The organism is Mucilaginibacter sp. BGA-UO-ETr-C110, from assembly GCF_059567985.1.
Genome location: NZ_JCAQPB010000002.1, coordinates 2,543,167 through 2,563,349 on the forward strand (window position 1 = coordinate 2,543,167; position 20,183 = coordinate 2,563,349).

Sequence of the window (20,183 nt, forward strand, 5' to 3'; positions counted from 1 at the left end):
GTTGATAAACTTAAAGGTATAATTTAGTAACAATAAAAAGCGACAGCAATGCTGTCGCTTTTTATTGTTATATAAGATGATAAGGTATTTATTAATAACCCGGATTTTGTTTTAAAGCGGACGTTGTTCCGTTAGATTCCAGGTCAATTTGAGCTTGAGGAAGTGGATAATATTCATTTTTATTTGGAGTAAAACTTGCACCGCTAACATCGGTTATTGTCTTACCATCAAAATTAAAATAGGTAGCCAAAGCTTGTTGCGCAATACCCCAGCGTGATATGTCAAAGAAACGGTGGCCTTCCATCGCCAACTCCAGTTTGCGTTCAAAATAAATAGCCTTTAAAGCCAGAGTCTTGCTTGAAAAATAACCGCCAGGATACTGTTTTACTACATAATTTGCAGCGGGTGTTGCAGTGTACCCCCCTGTTGGATTAGCGGGATCTTTATAAGTATATACAAAGCCTGTTGGGTTTGCAGCCCTTGCCCGTACACGGTTAACATACACCAGGCCCATATCACCGGTACCCAATTGCGCTTTAGCTTCTGCTGCCAATAGTAAAACATCAGCAAAACGGATCACGTTAACCTGATTGGCATTACCCGGCGCCCAGGTATGGCTATCGCCATAAGTTCCCTTAGTTGCCTGAAAGTAAACATTCTTTTTAGCTGAATACGGGCCGGCTGAACTTTGCTCACGGATCCAGTTTTGACCAGGATGATTACCCCAATCCAGAAAAGGGATTCCGCGACGACCAACTGTCCAATCCAAACGTGGATCAATATTGCCTGCATCAAGTGTAAAGGCTGCTGTTGAAGCAATGCCCTGATCTTGAGCTATAGGATGTGTGTTATAATCATCAAGATAAGGCAAACCGGTAGCATCGGTGCGGAAAGAGTTGGCCAGATCCAATGTTGGTTGATAAAAACCGCAGCAGCCAAACGGACTGTTATACGGATAGTTCAACATATCGCCGTTGTTAGCCTCGCTGATAGTATTGGTACCATCATTAGCCGCCTGTTGAATAGCAAATACGGTTTCCTTGTTGTTTTTTGTTGCCGCATTAAAGTTGTCAAAATAATTGGCAACCAGGTCATATGCAACACCAGCAGAGTTTGTACCGCTTGCTATAACAGTGGTAAATATGGCGTCGGCCTCAGTCCATTTCTTTTCAAATACATAGGTTTTGCCCAAATAAGCACCTGCTGCCCATTTGTTCACCCGTCCTACCTGGGCTTGGGTTGCTGGTAAATTATCGTATGCAAACTTAAAGTCAGCTTCAATTTTCGGCCATATATCTGCCACATTTGGCTGCACAAAGTTTGTAGTGGTTTCATCAATGTAAGGCACCATATTAAACATTTTTTTCAAATCAAAATAATAGTGTCCGCGTAAAAACCTTGCCTGTCCAATAATATTGGCTTTGGCAGCATCTGTTAAACCAGATACTGCGGCAACTGCTTTTAATACGTTGTTTGCCCTGGTTATGCCTTCATAATCAGCCTTCCATTTACTGTTCAGAAATCCATTACTTGCGTCAACTGTAAACCTTGCAATAGAGTTAATAGCTGGCTGATCCGTTCCGGAACTGCCTTTATGCGCATCACCACCGGCTACGCTGCCATAGATCCAGTTATCTGGTGATGACTCCCATGGACCGCCACCACCATAAGCTGCGTTGGCACCTTGTTGACCATCAAGAGCAGAATAAGCACCTATCAATAACCCGTCAACCCCTGCCGCCGTGGTAATTGTTGTTGAACTTAGCGCGCCAATTGCAGGTTGCTGCAAATAGGCCTTTTTACATGAACCCTGTATCATACCAGCTGCAATCAATGCAAATACTGATAAACGTTGTATATTTTTCATAATTTCTTTAATTATTAAAATTTAACTTGTACACCTAACAAATAAGTACGAACCGGTGAATAGTTACCCCGATCAACACCAAAATTGGTAGTACTGGCAGTATTACTGTTCTGACCACCACCTACAATTTCCGGATCAACACCAGAGTATTTAGTTATGGTAATCAGGTTAGCTCCTGATAAATAGATCTTAAGCCTATCAATACCAACAGATTTTAATATTTGAGGATCAATAGTGTAACCTATCTGCATATTGCGTAAACGCAGGTAAGACCCATTTTCTACATAATAAGAGTTAGGCACGGTACTGGTGCTGAATGAACCATCAATTTCCTGAATAGGCGCTTTAGCATTCTGATGAGTAGGAGTCCATGAATCATATAAAGCAGTTTTGCTTTTTGCACCAAGGAAGTTGGTATAAAAGTCAGTCCACCATCTCACGTCATTCCAGATCTTGTTACCATATGAGCCATACCAGAACATATTCAACTCAAATCTTTTGTATGAAAAATCAAGATTAAGGCCACCTGTAAATTTAGGATTAGGGTTACCTAGCAATGTACGATCGGCGGCGGTAATTTTACCATCACCATTCACATCAGCATATTTGAAACGACCTGGGGCCGCATCATTTTGAAACGCTCCTCCGGCTTTTGCATTAGCTGCATCAATTTCGGCTTGTGAATTCCAGAAACCATTGGTTTGATAGCCAAAGAAACCACCAACAGGACCACCTACGCTGTTACGTATGATACTACTACCATTGAAACGACCTCCGTTTACTTCAAAATAAGGCTGTCCAAGGGTCACTTTCTTAATTACGTTATGATAAGTTGTAAACGTTAGTGTTGCGTTCATTTTCAAATCATGTGTAATGTTGGTATGCGTAGTAATAGCAAGATCTAAACCGGTATTATTCATTGCACCAACGTTACTATATGGTTGAGTAGCAGAACCTGCAGTACCCGGAAGATTTGGGTTATACAACAAATCAGTGATTATCTTTTTGTAGTAGTCGGCAGAGATCTCTAACTTCTGATTGAAGAATGTACCATCAAAACCGACGTTAAAGTTTTTATCAGATTCCCATTTAGCACCCGGGTTACCAATCCTTGTTTGTGTAAAACCGGCAACTGTACTGGTTGATGTACCACCAATATCATAATAAGAGTTGTTTTTATTTGCACCAAATGTGGTAAAGGCGTTAGCAGGGTCAACATTTAACTGGTTACCCATAATACCGTAGCCACCACGGATCTTCAAATCGTTTATCCAGCTTACTCCTTTTAAAAAGCTTTCCTGCGACACACGCCAGCCGGCACTTACAGCCGGAAACCAACCATATACGTCATTTACAAACCGGGTTGAACCGTCACGACGGATAGTTGCATTCAAAAGATACTTATCATTAAAAGTATAATCTAAACGGGCAATCAATGATGCTATCCTGTCTTTTTGTAACGTACTGGTAGCTGTAGGAGTTCCTGTACCTGTACTGATCGTAGTATAGTTCGGATCAAACGAAAAATAACCTGTATTTGTGGCTCCTAATGTTTGATAGCGATTTTTGTAGTTTTCAGTACCAACCAATAATTTGATATCGTGTTTACCAAGGATCTGATGATAGGTTAAAGTATTAGACCAGGTATAATTAAACCCGTTATATGAATTCTCTGAATAAGTATTGGTTACGTTATTTTCAGAGTTTTCGTATTCCGGAAACGCAAATGTGTGGTTATAGTTTGAATAATACTCACCACCAAACTGGGTACGTATCGTAAAGTATCTCAGGAAATCAACCTCAGCAAACATATTACCAAATAATCTGTTGGTAACACCATAGTTATTCATGGTGCGCGTTGCTATAGCTACAGGGTTCCGGGCGTTACCCAGATTAGCTGTGTTTGAGCCCGCAAAATTTCCTTTTATATCGTATACCGGGATAATAGGTTGCTCCCTGAATGACATACCGATAGCGGTTCCTTCGTCGTTTTCATTAATCAGTGGATTTTCAGTTAGCGAGTAGGATAAGTTTTCACCAACCCTGATATGTTTAGAAACATTGAAGGTTGTATTTGCCCTTACTGTGTAACGTTTCAGGTACGTATTTAACAAAGTACCTTGTTGATTAAAATAGTTTGCAGAAAACAAATAACTGGCCAGATCTGAGCTGCCATTTAAGTTCACATTATGGCTTTGAATAGGTGCTGTGCTGAAAATTTCATGATACCAGTCAGTTCCCCCTTTATTAGCCCTGGTGATCCGATAGAAACCGGAAGGATCGCCTGAGGTATAAAATGGATTTACATTGTATTTGGATGGATTAACAGCTGGATCGCCGTCATGAACACCATATGGCCCCACACCACCCGCACTGATATAATCAGGCAATACGTTACCGTTAGGACCATAAAGGTTGCTGCTCAAATCCACCGGAATATTCTTTAACCTTGCAGTGTTTTGGATAGCCAGGGTTCTTAAACTCATCATCTCTGTAGGATTCAGCAAGTCATATACGTTACCACCTTTGGGAACCTGAGTACCATAATAGGCATCGTAAGAAACGCTTGTTTTACCCTTACCCTTTTTAGTTGTTACAACAATAACCCCGTTTGATGCGCGTGCACCATAAATTGAAGCAGATCCTGCATCTTTCAGCACCTGCATGCTTTCGATATCATTAGGGTTGATATCCGTTACATTTGTTGTAGGTACCCCATCAACTACGTATAATGGCTGATTGTTTCCAAAAGTGTTGGCCCCGCGAATTTTAACCGCTGGCGCTTCACCTGGTTGCCCGGATGCAATTACAGTAACACCCGCTGCCTGACCTTGCAACTGGTTCTCTATAGATCCGGTTGGTTGCCTGTTTAAAGCAGCCACATTCACTACAGCAACCGCACCGACAAGGTCTTTTTTACGTTGTGAGCCGTAACCCGTAACTACAACTTCATTTAAGGAGTTGTTACCGGCTTTAAGCGTAATACTCAGGTTAGTATCTGAGCCTACCGTAACATCCGACGTTATATAACCGATGTATGAAATGGTAATTACATCGCCCGCTTTGAGTGTAAGCGTAAAACTACCATTCACATCTGTTACAGCCCCCGTAGTAGTCCCTTTGACGCGTACGGAAGCTCCGACTACGGGCAGTTTGTCATCGCTACCGATAACCTTGCCCTTGTACTTTGTTTGGGCCGTAGCCACTAATGAGGATATGAGGAAACATAATAGCACCCCCATAAATCTCCCTTTGAGAAGTAAACTTTTAAGCATGATTTTAATTAATTTAGTTAATATATTGGATTAAGAACTTGTTTAAGGCACTGAAAATCAGGACCTATAAAAGCAATGGTAGAGACATTGCTGCCATATTTTAATTATTATTCTTTTTGGCTTAAAAGCAATGGTAGAGACATTGCCGGCTAATAATGCTTTTTACAAGCAATAACCAGTAATAAGTATTATAGGGTTAATGTGTAGGCAATAACCAAATAATGGCCAAAAAATATGAAATACCAATATTGTGTAGGCAATAATGGTTGATTTATCTATCTCTGGTTTAATTGTGAGATAAGCCTTGCGGCAATAACCAGAAACAACATAAATACATTGGTACTTTATGTATGATTAATTACTTGTGAAGCCTTGACGATTTATCGGATTGATTGTGAGATAAGCCTTGCGGCAATAACCCGATAAAACAGATATATGATATGTATTAACGTGTAAATAACATCCTATATCTTAAGCCTTCATGTTCATCATCATTAAGTTTTGCAATGTGTGTTATAATAGTATAATGTATGTTATAATAATATTAGGTGTCTATTTTGCTGTATAGATGGTATTGGTTTGCAACTAAAGTAGCAATAGTGTATCGTTTACACAAGGCATTTTTTTAGAATTACGAATTAATCACTTTAACGTGCTTGATAATATTTAATATTCGCAAAAAAATGATCAATAGTTAATAATTAAGCAATAATTAAAGAGTAGTGATTCAATTTTTATAATCAATCATTTGTAAATAAAACTTAGTTATATAGATATTATACACTTTTACTTGATTAAACAACAGTTTTATTTGCCACTTATTTAGTTTCTTCTACTGAAAAACAGGCTATAAACATGTATTGGAATTAAAAAGGCGTGGGACAGGCAATTATGGAATTCTTCCTATCAATTCGCAGCTGAGAAAATTCCGCAAAGGTAGGTGTTCGAGAATTTTGGTCTATCGGTCACCTTAGGCTGAAAATCAGATTTTAATACCTGTTTCTGCAGTCTTTTTTTGATCAAAAACGGCCTTTAAGCTATCAAAAACGTGAATGGCTTCATTTACGAAAAGAGTTCGATGTTGTTCCCTGTCAAAGGTTAATTTTGGGAAAACATCGAACTCATTATATACCTTTTCTTCTCAGAGTCAGCAATTTGCCTTAAGCCCTTACACAATTCTATTAATGCAGTATTTGTATGGCATCTATCTTAGTGGTAACGCTACCTGTTTTGCTGTGATAGATACGGAACCAGTTGATGGCATTCAAATTTGGCATACCGCCCGTCGTACCTGCACTGGCGAATGTTTTGGTGATCAGGTTCCAGCCATTGCTAAGCGGCCCCATATCCCAATTATATTCACTAACATCATTGGCACCGCCGCTGCCCAACTCAACCTGGTTGTTGGGGCCAAGCAGGCTTACATCAGACACATAATACCAAAACCTGACAGATCCATTAATTGCAGTAGCACCGGTATTTAATGGGATAAATACTTTTTGAAAATCAAGCATGCTGCTCCCTGCTGACTGCAGTGAACCACTACCTTCTTTTTTATCCGAAGTATTTAAACTCAAAGTATTTGCCGATACCCAACCGCTGGCGATGTCACAATGATCAAGGTATGCTACAGTGGGTGGCGTACCGCCTGTTAAATAAGGCGCAATAAAAGGCTTTAACAGGTTGGCTACCTTGATATGGCCGCTTACGCTTGGATGCACGCCGGAATTTCCGGTATAGTCGGCACTATTGGGGGTTAGCCAGCCGTTGGTATCAATGTAATGCAGCCTAGTATCGCCGGCTGCTATCCGCGCGTTTACAGCGGCCAGAGTTGGCGTTACCTTAAGCCCCATCAGGGTACGCATTACAAAAATTTCGGCGTTGGGAAATTTTGACCGTACATTGGTCAAAAAAGATATATAATCGGTTTGAAAGGTATCGTCGGGTACGCTGGTACTGTTATCATTCTGTCCCAGATTAATTACAATTATCTTTGGTGTATAAACGCTAAAATCCCATACTGGTGAACCGGGGTTAGCCAATGAACGTGCCTTAAAATACTGTAGGTCCATACCTGTTTTATCCGTATTGAGACCAAAGCCATTCACCAAAGCAATACCCGGATAGGCTATCTGCGTATGCTCCACACCCAGAGCCTCGGCACAAACCCAGGCATAATCTGATACATTAGCCTGTGGATCTGTATAGCCTGCAGTAATAGAATCACCAATATATTCTATCAGATCGGTACCGGTTGATGGCGCGCCGGTAACTGCCCCCGCGTCCAATAGTAAGCCCTGAAAGTTGAATACATAGCTATAGTCTTTACCTTGCGCCACGCTCAATGTGTGGGTACCTGCTGTCAACGGCGTTGGTGTTAAGTTAACGATTCCGCTGGCTCCGATATAGCTAATCCAAGGACCGTTATCAATCCGGGCATAATAATTGGTTGTATTACCCACTTTGATCTTTACCGTGGTACCTGTAAAGTTTACTTTGATATAAGCACCTCCCCAGTAGCTTATATACTGCATGGTATTGCTAAAATCCCAGCGACCAAAATATTTAATATTGCTATCTCCCAATGATCCGTTACCGGCCACTGCATTAACGGCTATATTTTTTGTTGCTGATGCATTAGACGTTAAAGCTAGTTCTTTTTTGGCGCAGCTCATGCACAGGTAACCAATTACCACCAAGAGGCCAAGTGTTATTTTTTTCATTGTTGAATAGGTTTCATCAACAGGAAGAACCGGGAGCGATTCTTCCTGGGTTAGATTTTTATATTAGTAAGCTATTTAATGTATAACTGTTATGGCATCAACCTGGGTAGTAATGCTGGCTGTTTTTGCATGATAAATACGAAACCAGTTGATAGCGCTCAAATTAGGTGTCCCCCCTGTGACTGTTGCTGTATTGAACGACTTGGTGATCAAATTCCAGCCGTTTACCAACGTACCGATGTTCCAGCTGTATTCATTTACATCGGCCGCACCGCCACTACCCAACTCTACCTGATTATTGGTACCAAATTGGCTGGCATCAGAAACGTAGTACCAAAACTGAATAGAACCATTAGCTGCTGTTGCGCCTGTATTAACTGCTGTAAAATTTTTCTTAAACTCATCTATACCGCTACCAACTGATTGTAATGCCCCGGTTCCCTCCTGCTTATCTGTAGTGTTTACAGAAAGTGTGTTACTGGAAGTCCAGCCGGTAGCAGCATCGCAATGATCAAGAAATACGGTAACAGGTGCACTGCCTACAATAAACGGTGTAGGATGCGAGAAAGTAAGCGGTATTTGCCCCTTAATCATCTTGCCGCCATCATTGGTAAGTCGCAGATAATAATCGGATGATACGTGTACCCCGTCGGCATCAAGCGTTAAAAAATATTGGTTAGTTGGTTTCATCGAGGCATCCTCGGCGGCTTTGGCTATGGCTGTCGCCTCGTCATATTCATCAAACATACCTACATACACATTGCCTATACCCTGGTTGCGGATGTTGGCGAATTGCTCCCACATCAGGTCACCGTGCAAACGGGGGATCTGGTTTTGTGCACCGCCATTCCAGTTTGACCACGAAAATCCCGGGAATACTTCTGCCTGATAATCTATACCATGCGAGTTGCAATAGGCAAAATCTGCACTCAGTGTTGGTACATAAGAATCGGCCCCGGCAACATTGCCAAAAGTACCGGTAGCCCATGGCATGATCATATTGGCGAGGTTAAAAGCAGGCAGGTTGGCTGTTTGTGATCGCCAGTCGCGCGGGCCACCGATAATGACATAGCAACCCAGGTTTTTAAAGTAGTTGATCACATCCGTATAAGAATTCACATCGCCCGGTCTGCCGGATACGCCAAAACCCCATATACAAATTACAGGTTTACCATTTTGCATGGCATAGGCAGAGGATGAAGTGAGATGCAGCGCACCCACAATATCATTAGCCCAGTCGGTTTTTATTTCGGACTGAAAATTAGTCCAGCCAGAAATATCATACATCACGTAAAACTTGCGCCCATAAGTTTGGGCAGCATTCATTACCCGTGTAGCAATACCATCCAATTGCGTGTTGCCCTTACCAAAGCGTTGCAGGGCGGCGCAGTCAATACCATATTGCTGCATCCACGAAAAATGTGTATTTACTGTTTGTACATCCCAGGGCGAAAACAGCTTGGCCGGTTGCCCGTTGCCCAAATTCGCGTACCCTGTTTGATAGGAATTGGTATACTCCCGCATATCTGGCCAAAGCTCAAAAGTCTGGTGCCCGGGCGAAGGTGCAGCCCCACCGGCATTACCAGCCCAGTGTACCCAACGGTTATTGGGCGATCCATCCCCCGTGGCCGAAAACCAGCCCTGGTAGCCAACCACCAGCTTACCCACTACATCGCCTGGAGGCGAAGCCTGGGTATTTAGTTTACCTCCGCCATTCAGTGCATCGGCAGGCATGTTTTTTTTAGTACAGCCAAGGGACAGCCCCATGATGGCTGCCAGACATAAAATGTTCATTTTTCTCATTTGGTTTGTATTTATAGGTTAGTAAATGCAATAGGTTATCAATTGATAATGAAAGCCACAGCACAGCCCAAGCGGTACACGTAAAACCGGTTAAGCACATAGCAAACCACCATCCTCACGACGGGGAGTAGAACAAACACGATTAATTAAAGGTTATCACATACCGCTACTTGTATTAAAACAGGTGCGATAATAATTGGTTATAAACACTAATTTCTTTAAAAACATTAATCAATACTTAAAAAAAGCTTAATGGATCATATATTTTGATAAATATTAAAATATTGATATAACTTATTTCAAAACTCACATAAGCAATCCTCCAAACAACCACTATCCATTTTAATGGGTTAAATCAAGCAGCATGTTAACTAATAACTTACCAGCGACAGGGTCGGTGACGGCTTTATCAAGCCTGATCCCGGACAATATCAGAGCTCCATGGTCGTCGTTGATCTTAACAATTGGGAAACCTTTGATCTTATCAAGCGTATTCATCCGTTGGTTAACATTACCTGAGAGATAACCGTGTATTTTGATGAATGATGCCAGTGCTTCCACATGTGTATTACGGTTGATGCGAAAAGCGCCTGATGTTACTGATGGGCTTTCACGCAGGTTATTGTTGAGGTATCGGATTTCCAAAGGCTCAATACCATTAAATACCGGGGATTCCGGGATATCGATATTGGCAATCTCACCCTTTTCTTTAAGTATACTTCTGATATACTCAGGATATAAAGTGTGCGCCACATCGCCAGAGCCAGAGAGCAAAACCCTGCCCCCATCATGAACCAAATTCCTGATCTGTTTGAGATTATCAGCAGTAGTGTTTAATGAATCAAGTCCCGAAAGCACGTAAACATCTGCCTTTTGTTTTAGTGCATCTGTAAGTGTAGTTGATGTGGTGTGGCGAATACCTAAGTAATTCAATGCTCCGGTTATTTGATTACCGGCATCAAACACAGCTATTTTTTTACCTGCCAGCTTATCTGCTTGCAGGCTTGGCTTAGCGGCCAGTAATACTTCATAACTGTTTACCGATACAGTTTTACCATTGACCATCAATTGTAACTGTAACCGGGCATTTTGTTTTTGCTGTGGCAAGTTCTCAGGAATACTGATCTGCGGTTCTATCCAGTGGCGGGTGTAGTGATCAACTTGTGGTACAGTAATATTTCCGCTCGCCAATACAACATCTTTATCATCCGTGAGCTTCCATTGCAGCGTTGATGTCGGTAATGCAGTGCCATTTTCCTGGTCATTAATGACACAGAAACGCGCAGGCAGTTTAGTACCGGTATAAAAGTGGCGCCCCCAAAGTTCGGCAGATACCAGCACAGGCTGCAGGGCTTTTTGCATATCGTAATATACCGGGAAGGGTTTAATATGATCATGCTGATAAACATTGGTAAACCAGGTAATCAATGCAAAATGTAATATTCCGGCCGACCGGTCATCACTGCGGCGCAAGGCTTCGGCCAGTTCTTTGGTGATAAAGGCCTGGGGTTTCATGAAATAGGCAGGATCACTATATTCATAGGTAAACTTGCCGGCCAGCGACTCGGGGTTTTGGTGAACATAATTATAGAAACGGGTGGCATGGCCTGTTTCATCGGTATAGCCGGTTGACATTTCCTGGCTGATGAGCGGGCGGCCGTTATTCTTATACTTTTGCTGCCACTCGCCTTTAAAGTAATCGAATATAGAGTAGTCGTACCAATTGAGGTAGGCATGCTGATCGTCGATATCACCATCATCAATATCTTTATAAAAATCGTCACCAAAACGCTTGGTATTACGGCGATAGTTGGAATCGAACACAATAGGACGTGTAGGGTCGATCTGCCGCATATGCTTAACCACATCAGAGATGATCTTCATTTTTACCTTGGCACGTTCCGTATCCGGGTCGTTATCATAAAACTTCATCTCATTATTTACAGTCCAGATCCATAATGAGGGATGATTCCGATACTTTTTTAACAGATCATAAAATTCCTGTTTCCAAAGATCGATGAGATTTTGCGAAGGCATACTGCTGCTCAGAAACAACCACGACCAGGTGCCTTCATAACTTACGCCGATGCCGTTTTTATCAAATGCATCCATCCAGGTTTCGGTACCCGGTACGGTATGTGTACGGGTAACCATCATATTACCCTTATTCATCAATTTAGTAAAGGTGTCTGCCAGCAGGGTGTCGTTAGGTGCCAGTCCCAGCGGTGTTTGGTTGGCGCCCCGCAGCCAGTATCGTTTGCCATTCAAGTACAGATAATCCCCTTCGGCCTTAAATGTCCGGAAGCCTGAGCGGATAACCTTTGCATCAGTTTCATGCCTATCTGCCGTTGTCAGTTTAAAATTGAAATCATAAAGATCGGGATGTTCCGGCGACCAGATCCTTGGCTGTAGACCTGTTATGGCCGCTGTAAAAGTCCGTTCTTCGCCGGATTTAAGCTGTTGCTGATTGAGTATTGTTTTGTTGTATAATTCATCTTTGGGTTGTACTCCGTTGATATCTGCGGCGATTGAAAACGGTACCGTCTTATCGCTATAATTTTTTACCGTAATATCTATGTCAGCACCGGTAAGGCTGGGTTTAATAAACACATCCTGTATCCGAACGGCATCTGTAATAATAAGTGATACCGGCTGCCAGATACCCGCCGGATCGTCGCCAAAAAAGCCATGCGCCAGATCCTTCATCATTTTCTGGGTAACGGGTACAGTAACTGCAACATCCATCACCTTATCAGCATCTTTGATATCTTTTATATAATCCTTTACTACTTTTACCGCAACCAGGTTTTTTCCAGGTTTAAACAGACCTGTACCATCTACCTCAAAATTGCCAAACATACCGATGTGGCTCCCAGCCTTATGCCCATTTATATATACCTCGGCCACTTTGGATACCGCATCAAATGAAAGCTGCAGGTTTTTGGCACCAATACCGTTTGGCAGATCGATCCACTGGCGATACCAACCTACATTGGTCTTTTTATAATCGAAGGTATAAGCCTCGCAACGTGCGGTTTCTTTCTGGTAGTAATTATCGGCTACGCCCTTGCTATCGTTATTATATTTTTCGCCGTGCAACCAAACACGGGTGGGATTCCAGAAGTTGGGGACGGTTAAAACATGCCAGTTCTTGTCGCTCTCTTCGGGCATTATGGCGTTAACCTGCTCGGTAATTTCATATCCCGGCGAAAACAACCATTGGCCATTAAGTGAAATAACCGTACGGCCAGTTGCGATCTGCGCAACAGAAACCGGTTTATAAGTGCTCCGTTGCTGCCTGCGCAAAGCTTCTTTATCTTTTGTGGCTACGGTATATCCCTGTACGCGAATGTTTTTCAATTGACCTTCACTTAGTGGTTTAATAACCAGGTCATCAAACTGGTTAGTGATCCAGCTACCGCCTAAAGTTACCTGGCCCTGCGGCGATAAATAGCTTAGGGAGTCGGTAATATCAATACGCGGCAAACTTTCATTATTTAAGAACACCCTGATCCGTTTGCCGCTTGCCTGCACCCTGAAATTATACCATTTACCCGGTTCGGGGTGAAAATCTAAACGGCGCAGGGCCAGGAAGTCATCACTGCCCATATAGCCCAGCCGGGCCAGGTAAATATCCTGTTGGATGCCTCCTTTAAGCATTAAAATATAACGGTCATCATGGTTACCAGCCCTGAAACCGGCGCATATCTGCACCTGTTTAGCTGTATCTGGCACCCTTGCCTTGAAACTGATCTCGTAGTCCTTCCAACCCGCATCGCCAAAACTCAGGTATGCATCTTTAGTAGTTAATACCCCGCCGGTGATGTTGCACTCGCCACGACCTGTTTTTTGATAGTGTTGGCTGGGGTTTTCAAAATTTTCAATTAGGGTATTATCCTGTGCGTATAAACTGCTGCCGGTAAAACCTGACAGTATCAGTATGCTTAAAACTTTTGTAAGTACGTTCATTAGGTAGAAATATCAATGTTATTGCATCACTCCGGATGCTGTGAACAAAGAGCAGACAGGACAATAGCCCATCTGCTCCTGTTTTATTTAATTCAATTTAAAGGCTTGCCGGGTAATGTCCAGGTAAGTATTGCCATAAGCCTGTGTTGGCTCAATTTGTGAATCGACCGAGAAATTATTGAAAGAGTCGACAAAGATGAGCCTGCTTTTGGAGGCATTCCGTTTGGCCACATTGGTAAACGTTTTATACCAGCTGCCATCAGCAGTACGTTTAACGCTGAGCTGATTGGTTGTTGGGTTATTGATCTGGTAATTATAACCAGCCATTACACAGGGGACAAACTCCATGTTCCAGGCTTCTATAGTCTTTTTCCAATAGGCCCAATTCTGGTCAGTATATTGCGGAAAGTTCCAGTAACGGTCGTTATCTCCGGCTACATCACCCATATTGGCTTCATACATGGCATCGGTACAGTTTTGAAAGCGATAATAATAACGCTCTGGCGGCGACCACCGGTTTTGCATCCCCACGATATACAGATCAAAACCCAGGGCCAATAAATTAGCACGCAGCTGTTTGTACAAGGCCACATTATCTTTTGAATTCAGATCCTGGGCGTTGTTAATGATCAGTAGATATTTACCGTTAACCTTCTGATAATTGGCTTTACCCAGGAAAAAAGCCAGCCTTTTAAAATCGTTATAAAATGCTGCCAGTTTTACCGGGTCGGTTTCAATAGTTACACCACTACCTGTAGTACCGCCCGAATTGGTAATACCCAGCAAACCTGTATTGAGGTTATAGGAAAGCGCAAATTTTACGCCGGCGCTGTTTGGCGCATTCAAAAACGAATTCACCGTAGTTGAATCGACCAGGTAATTTTTATTGTCCAACGTGGGTGAGCGTATGGAAAATATAAAATAATCAATTTTAGCTATACCCGCATCTGCAATGTGCTGTTGCATTACCCCATCGGGTGGCAAGCCATTGGTATAGCCATATTTGCCAATCGTTGGTATCTGTGTAACGTTGGCATTAAGCGTAATAAAAGTGTAATAAAATACCCCTACCGTATAGTTGGAGGTTACAGGAACATCAGGGATCTGATAATTCAGGAAATTATCTTTTACGCTGGGCTCACTTTTTTTACAGGATAAAAGCCCTGCCGACATTAATAATACCAACAGGCTGTAGCGATATATGTGTTTCTTTTTCATGTGGCTGTTATTAATTAGTAAGTAGATAGTACGGTGTATTTTATACCCGCCGCGGTAAGGTCTTCAATGTTGTTACCATACCACTTTTGCACAAAGCTTATGTCAACAAAAGCATGAGCCTTTGTCCAGTCAGTTGGTGTATACTGTGGTTCTATCTTTAAAGGGGTAAATACATAATCGCCGATACCGCCCAGTAGTTTTACGCCATTAGCATAACCTATTGGGTTGTTCTGCACTTCATTTTTTATAGGATATGGCCAGCGGTCGTTAAGATTGGAGTAGGTAGTGATCACATTAACGCTACCCGGGTTTGTATGTGGCGGCAGCACCAGATTGCGTGTGCGGCGTTGTAGCACCCAGGCCTCAAAAGCTTCGTCATCAAAAAAGTTTATCCACTCCTGGATCCATATTTTGGTCAGGTTATCAGCCGGGATGCTGGTATTGATAAAGCCCAGGTCATAATTAAAGCCTTTACCTGCGGTGCCCCATTTAATGCCATCTTGTGCCTGGTAGGCAAGAGCCTGGGTCGGTGTTAATCCCCAAAAGGCAAAATTGGCGTTGATACCTGCATAATAATATTGCTCGGCTGTTTGCGAACCTCCGTAACCACGCTGGGCTGCTTCGGCCTTCATAAAACAAACTTCGGCGTAGGTCATCATATAAAACGGACGGGTGGCAGCTGTTAACGCTGCTGGCAGCGTACTAAAATTAACCGGCACCGTAGCTCCAGCGAAAGGTGGATTTTGAAGACCCCATTGACTTAAAAGCGCAGGTGATTTGGGTTGTCCCAGGTGCGGTATGGGATAAATAACGATATAATGCAGGTTATCATTTTTACTTGTCAGCGTATCCTGGATATTAAAGGGCGTAGCTGCCTTGTTAAAGTAGGTATCCAGACGCGGATCATGATAAGAACGAAAATAAGTGAACACATAATCACTCATGACCGGCGTGGCCGTCCCCTGATACGATGTACCCTGCACCAACATCACATTATAAGGCGATTGGCTACCCGTGGCTGTACCATAAGTGAGTTTAGGATCATCTGCATCTGAACCGATCAAGGTACTTTCATTACCCATCAGCTCTCGGATATTGGTGCCAGCCAAATCAGGCAGATTATTTTGTACGGTTAAGGCTATCCGCAGCCGCAGGGTGTTGGCAAATTTTATCCATTTGGCCATATCACCATTGTATATCACATCGGGGCTAAACTTATCCCCTGAGGTACTGATGGCTGCGGCATCGGCCTTAAGACGGGCAAGCAACGAGGTATAAATGCTGTTCTCATCGTTATACTCCACATCGGTGTTATCTGTTTTGCCGGCATTGTCATAGGGCACCGGACCGTAGCAACCTACCAGGTAAGTATATACATAACATTCCCATATATCGGTAATGGCCATACGGTTGGTATAGGCCGGATTTCCCTGGTATAGTTTTCTAAGTTGACGAGTAGATCCCAATACGTTGGCGTAAAACAAGGTCCATGTAGCACCACCACCATCGTCACCGCCTATATAGCGACCAACGGGATCGATTAAATGCGAGTATTCCCACAGGTAAACCACGTTATTGGACTCCAACTTATTGATAGTATTTACAAAGGCACCGGTCAATACAGCTTCGGGCGCTGCCGATGTAAAGCTGGCCGGATTGGTATTGATCTTGGTAAAATCCTTGGTACAGGATACGGTAAAGGCAATAAGCAGTACCGCTAAATATATAATGATCTTTTTCATGATTTTATAGCGAGAATTTTAAGTCGACACCATAGGTTGCATAAGGAAGCGATCCGCCCACTTCAAGCCCCTGGGCATTGCCCGAATAGGCCGCAGACTCGGGATCGATACCCCGCGGCGTTTTCTGGAAGATCGTCCACAGGTTGCGCCCCACCAATGATAGCGAAGCCAACCTGAATGGTGTGCCTCTCAGGAATCTTGATGGTAATGAGTAACCTATAATTACCTGGGACAATTTCACATAAGAGGCATCATAGGTGTATAGATGCGATATGTGGTTAGTCTGCTGCCAGTATGTTTGCGGCGAAATGTATTTGGTATTTGGCGCCGATAGATTGGCCACATAATTACCGTTAGCATCCACAATAGGCTGTCCATTGCTGCCCAATACGGGATAGTAACCCGGATAAATAGAACCTTTTACGCGGTCAGATCCCGGGTATGGCAGGTTATATATGCTCGTTATGCCGGTCTGCTCATTAGCGTTTTCACCCAGCACACCATCGCTAAACAACCAGGCATCCCTGCCACCCAGTGTTTGCGAGGCCACACCCGATATAAAGTAGCGATATCCCGTTCCGGAAAATAGCGAACCACCGATACGGCTTGATACCAGGAAGTTGAACGAAAAATTCTTATACCGAAAGTTCGACCCAAATGACATCAACGCACGCGGACTTGCATAACCCACAATAGGGTTTACGGTAGTAAAATAAGGTATCCCGCTAGTTGGGTTAATAATAGCATGACCATCAGACGAGTAAGCCTGATCCTGCGCCCGGATAACACCTATGGGCTTACCCACTTCGGCGTAAACACCGGCGGTAACAGCGCCACCCAAAAATACGGATGGTATACCCGGAGTTAACGATTTAACCAGATTGCGATTGAGCGAGAAGTTGTAGGTAGCATCCCAACTAAAGTTTTTGGTACGAATGGGGGTGCCGATGACCGTAACTTCCAAACCTTTGTTCTGAATTTCACCGGCATTTAATATTTGAGTTGTAAAGCCAAACTCTGGCGGCGTATTACCGGTAAGCAACTGGTTTACGGTTTTTGATTTGTAAACATCGGCATCAATGCTGAGTCGGTTATTCATAAAATGTAGCTCCAGGCCCAGTTCGGTTGAGGTGGTGAGCTCTGGCTTCAGGTTTTTGTTTTTTAACTGCGACTCGAACGTCATATAGTTAATTCCGTTAAAGTTGCCTGAGTTTATAAAAGCGTTGTACAGGTTATAAGGACTTGTGTCGTTACCCACACGGGCTATGGAAGCCCTGATCTTACCAAAATTCAGAAAGTTGGGCGATATGGTTTTCCAAAGCTCTGTAAATACAAAGCTGGCACTTGCAGATGGATAAAAGAAGGATGCATTTTCGGGAGGCAGGGTCGACGACCAATCATTTCTGCCCGTCAGGTCAAGATAAAGGAAATCCTTATACCCAAAATTGGCGGTACCGTATACCGAATTTACCTGCGATTTTAAAAAGGACTCATTGGCCGTAATGATACTGGTAGTATTAGCCAGGCTGCGAACATCATGAACCGCCAGCGATGATGTGCCCGCACTGGTATTGTAATAATCTGTTTTACGCAGGTTACCGCCCACATTGGCCACAATAGAGAAATCAGAGATGCGTTTATTATACATCAGCAGGCCTTCAGTATTCCATACCTTATTATTTTGCTGAAATTCATTGTAGGACCCGTTGATGTTGGACAGGGAGCCTTTCTGGATAAAAGTGTACCGGTTGCCCCACAATAAATTACCCGATTCCTGTGCGCGAAACTGCAGATCTTTAAAAATCTTAACAGTAGCAGTTACCCCGCCAATGATGGTATTGTGAACATCCTGGTTTCCATTTTCGTTAATATCCCAATAAGGATTTTCGATACTGCCGTTACCGCCCCCGTTAAAGGCATTTCCATTGGCATCTTTCCATGGGATCAAGCTGCTCAACGGTATACTGGTTACCGCATTGATCAAATAGTTAAGCGGGTTTGCGGGATCTTCATTGCGGTAAGTGCGGTTGGTCACCCTTTCCTGTATATATTGTAAACGCGTTTCAATCTTAATAAAGGATGTAAAATCCTTGCTGGTATTTAATTGAAAATTGTTTTTAGCCACCTGATTTTGTTTTTGCACCACATCATTGGCATCATACCGGGTATAGGAAAAACGGATAGCCGAATTATCAGTTGCATTGCTGAAAGCCACGTTTTGTGACGATGCCCCTCCTACCTTATACAACCCGGTAACCGTTTCGGGATTAGGCGAGTAAGTAGTTTGTTTACCATCAAAGGTTAAATATGGTTGCCCCAGCATAGGTACACCCCAGTTACGACCGCCACCGGTACCAGCCTGTATCACACCAGAGCCTAAAGGCCCCACCAGGGTGCCAGACAGCCTGCCATTCCCGCCTTCTCCATAAACATTTTGAAATTCCGGAAACTGCAATACCCTTGATGCCATGTAGTTGCTATTTACCGAAATACCCATACCCGCATTTTTTTTACCTTTTTTTGTGGTGATCAAAATAGCGCCGTTGGCCGCTTTTGAGCCGTACAGGGCCGCAGCATTGGGGCCCTTCAGCACCTCGATACCTTCAATGTCATCGGGGTTTAGGTCGGCGGCATTATTACCATAGTCGAGGTTACCTACCTGGCCGTTGGAGTCGTTATTGTCAATGGGCACGCCGTCAACCACCCACAACGGCTGGTTATTACCGGTAATAGAATTAGCACCGCGAATCTGTACCCTGGTTGAGCCTGTCGGCTGGCCGCTGGTTGATATCTGTAAACCGGAAACCTTACCATCAAGCAGATCGGTAATGTTGCCCGCGCGGGCTTCCGTCATCTCGTTAACATTTACACTTTGCTGTGCCACGCCCAATGATTTTTTTGCACGTGGAATGTTAAGCGCGCTGATCACCACCTCGCTGAGATCTTTTGAATCAGGCAACAACTTAATGTCAATTACAGTTTTACCAGTAACATTCACTTCCTGAGTCTGGTAACCCACAAATGAAAACACCAGCACATTACTGCTAAGGCTTCCCAGGTCGAGGGAATAAATGCCGTCTTTATCGGATACCGTCCGGCGCTGGGTTTGCTTGAGGGTGACTGTAACACCGGGCAACGGAGCCCCAGTTTCATCAATCACCTTTCCTTTGATAACATGGCTTTGCGCAAAACTGCTTAACGCCATCCATGTTAAACACAGAATACATAAAAGTTTCTTCATGCTTAAGATTTAATTGGTTTAAAATTGGACTAATTGGTATCGCTAAATAAGCCGCAATCCTTAATGAAACCTTAAACATTCCTTAACCAGCAGAAAAAACTCAACAATATTAAATAAACATAAATTAAAGAAAACCAATAAGTTACGAGTACTAACAAAGATTTAGAACCATAACAAGCATAAATATGACGCAATAATTTACCATTAATGAGATCTGGTTAGTGTACCACTTGTAATGTCATTATGGTAAATATGTTACTTGCGTTGTGATTGTGAGTTTATACTTTTAATTTTGAATAGTTATAAATCCTGTAATATCCAAATCAGGGACCCGGTCATTTTATT

General features: G+C 43.0%; 8 protein-coding genes. All 8 read right to left on the reverse strand.

Features of this window, described 5'->3' with window-relative positions:
- Nucleotides 1-91: 91 nt before the first annotated feature.
- Nucleotides 92-1,867: a RagB/SusD family nutrient uptake outer membrane protein gene (locus AC57BQ_RS11380; protein WP_496406397.1), complete on the reverse strand. Its 1,776-nt coding sequence runs from the start codon at nt 1,865-1,867 to the stop codon at nt 92-94.
- Nucleotides 1,868-1,881: 14 nt separating this feature from the next.
- Nucleotides 1,882-5,142 carry a SusC/RagA family TonB-linked outer membrane protein gene (locus AC57BQ_RS11385; RefSeq protein WP_496406398.1) on the reverse strand — a complete coding sequence of 1,087 codons (3,261 nt, stop codon included), beginning with the start codon at nt 5,140-5,142 and terminating at the stop codon, nt 1,882-1,884.
- 1,181 nt (nt 5,143-6,323) lie between these two features.
- Entirely contained in the window at nt 6,324-7,865 is a 1,542-nt protein-coding gene (locus tag AC57BQ_RS11390; protein ID WP_496406399.1) for an SGNH/GDSL hydrolase family protein, read from the reverse strand.
- Nucleotides 7,866-7,940: 75 nt separating this feature from the next.
- Entirely contained in the window at nt 7,941-9,659 is a 1,719-nt protein-coding gene (locus tag AC57BQ_RS11395) for a glycoside hydrolase family 99 protein (RefSeq protein ID WP_496406400.1), read from the reverse strand.
- A gap of 351 nt (nt 9,660-10,010) precedes the next feature.
- Complete coding sequence (locus tag AC57BQ_RS11400) at nt 10,011-13,637, reverse strand: glycoside hydrolase family 2 protein (RefSeq protein WP_496406401.1); 3,627 nt, start codon at nt 13,635-13,637, stop codon at nt 10,011-10,013.
- A gap of 87 nt (nt 13,638-13,724) precedes the next feature.
- Nucleotides 13,725-14,855, reverse strand: coding sequence for a glycoside hydrolase family 99-like domain-containing protein (locus tag AC57BQ_RS11405; RefSeq protein WP_496406402.1), 1,131 nt, complete (start codon nt 14,853-14,855; stop codon nt 13,725-13,727).
- Nucleotides 14,856-14,869: 14 nt separating this feature from the next.
- Nucleotides 14,870-16,597 carry a SusD/RagB family nutrient-binding outer membrane lipoprotein gene (locus tag AC57BQ_RS11410; protein ID WP_496406403.1) on the reverse strand — a complete coding sequence of 576 codons (1,728 nt, stop codon included), beginning with the start codon at nt 16,595-16,597 and terminating at the stop codon, nt 14,870-14,872.
- 4 nt (nt 16,598-16,601) lie between these two features.
- Entirely contained in the window at nt 16,602-19,838 is a 3,237-nt protein-coding gene (locus tag AC57BQ_RS11415; RefSeq protein ID WP_496406404.1) for a SusC/RagA family TonB-linked outer membrane protein, read from the reverse strand.
- Between the last annotated feature and the right edge of the window lie 345 nt (nt 19,839-20,183).

Coding starts and splice junctions, on each gene's coding strand:
- AC57BQ_RS11400 (WP_496406401.1), bottom strand. CDS start 13,637: ATGAACGTACTTACAAAAGTTTTAAGCATACTGATACTGTCAGGTTTT.
- AC57BQ_RS11390 (WP_496406399.1), bottom strand. CDS start 7,865: ATGAAAAAAATAACACTTGGCCTCTTGGTGGTAATTGGTTACCTGTGC.
- AC57BQ_RS11410 (WP_496406403.1), bottom strand. CDS start 16,597: ATGAAAAAGATCATTATATATTTAGCGGTACTGCTTATTGCCTTTACC.
- AC57BQ_RS11395 (WP_496406400.1), bottom strand. CDS start 9,659: ATGAACATTTTATGTCTGGCAGCCATCATGGGGCTGTCCCTTGGCTGT.
- AC57BQ_RS11385 (WP_496406398.1), bottom strand. CDS start 5,142: ATGCTTAAAAGTTTACTTCTCAAAGGGAGATTTATGGGGGTGCTATTA.
- AC57BQ_RS11380 (WP_496406397.1), bottom strand. CDS start 1,867: ATGAAAAATATACAACGTTTATCAGTATTTGCATTGATTGCAGCTGGT.
- AC57BQ_RS11405 (WP_496406402.1), bottom strand. CDS start 14,855: ATGAAAAAGAAACACATATATCGCTACAGCCTGTTGGTATTATTAATG.
- AC57BQ_RS11415 (WP_496406404.1), bottom strand. CDS start 19,838: ATGAAGAAACTTTTATGTATTCTGTGTTTAACATGGATGGCGTTAAGC.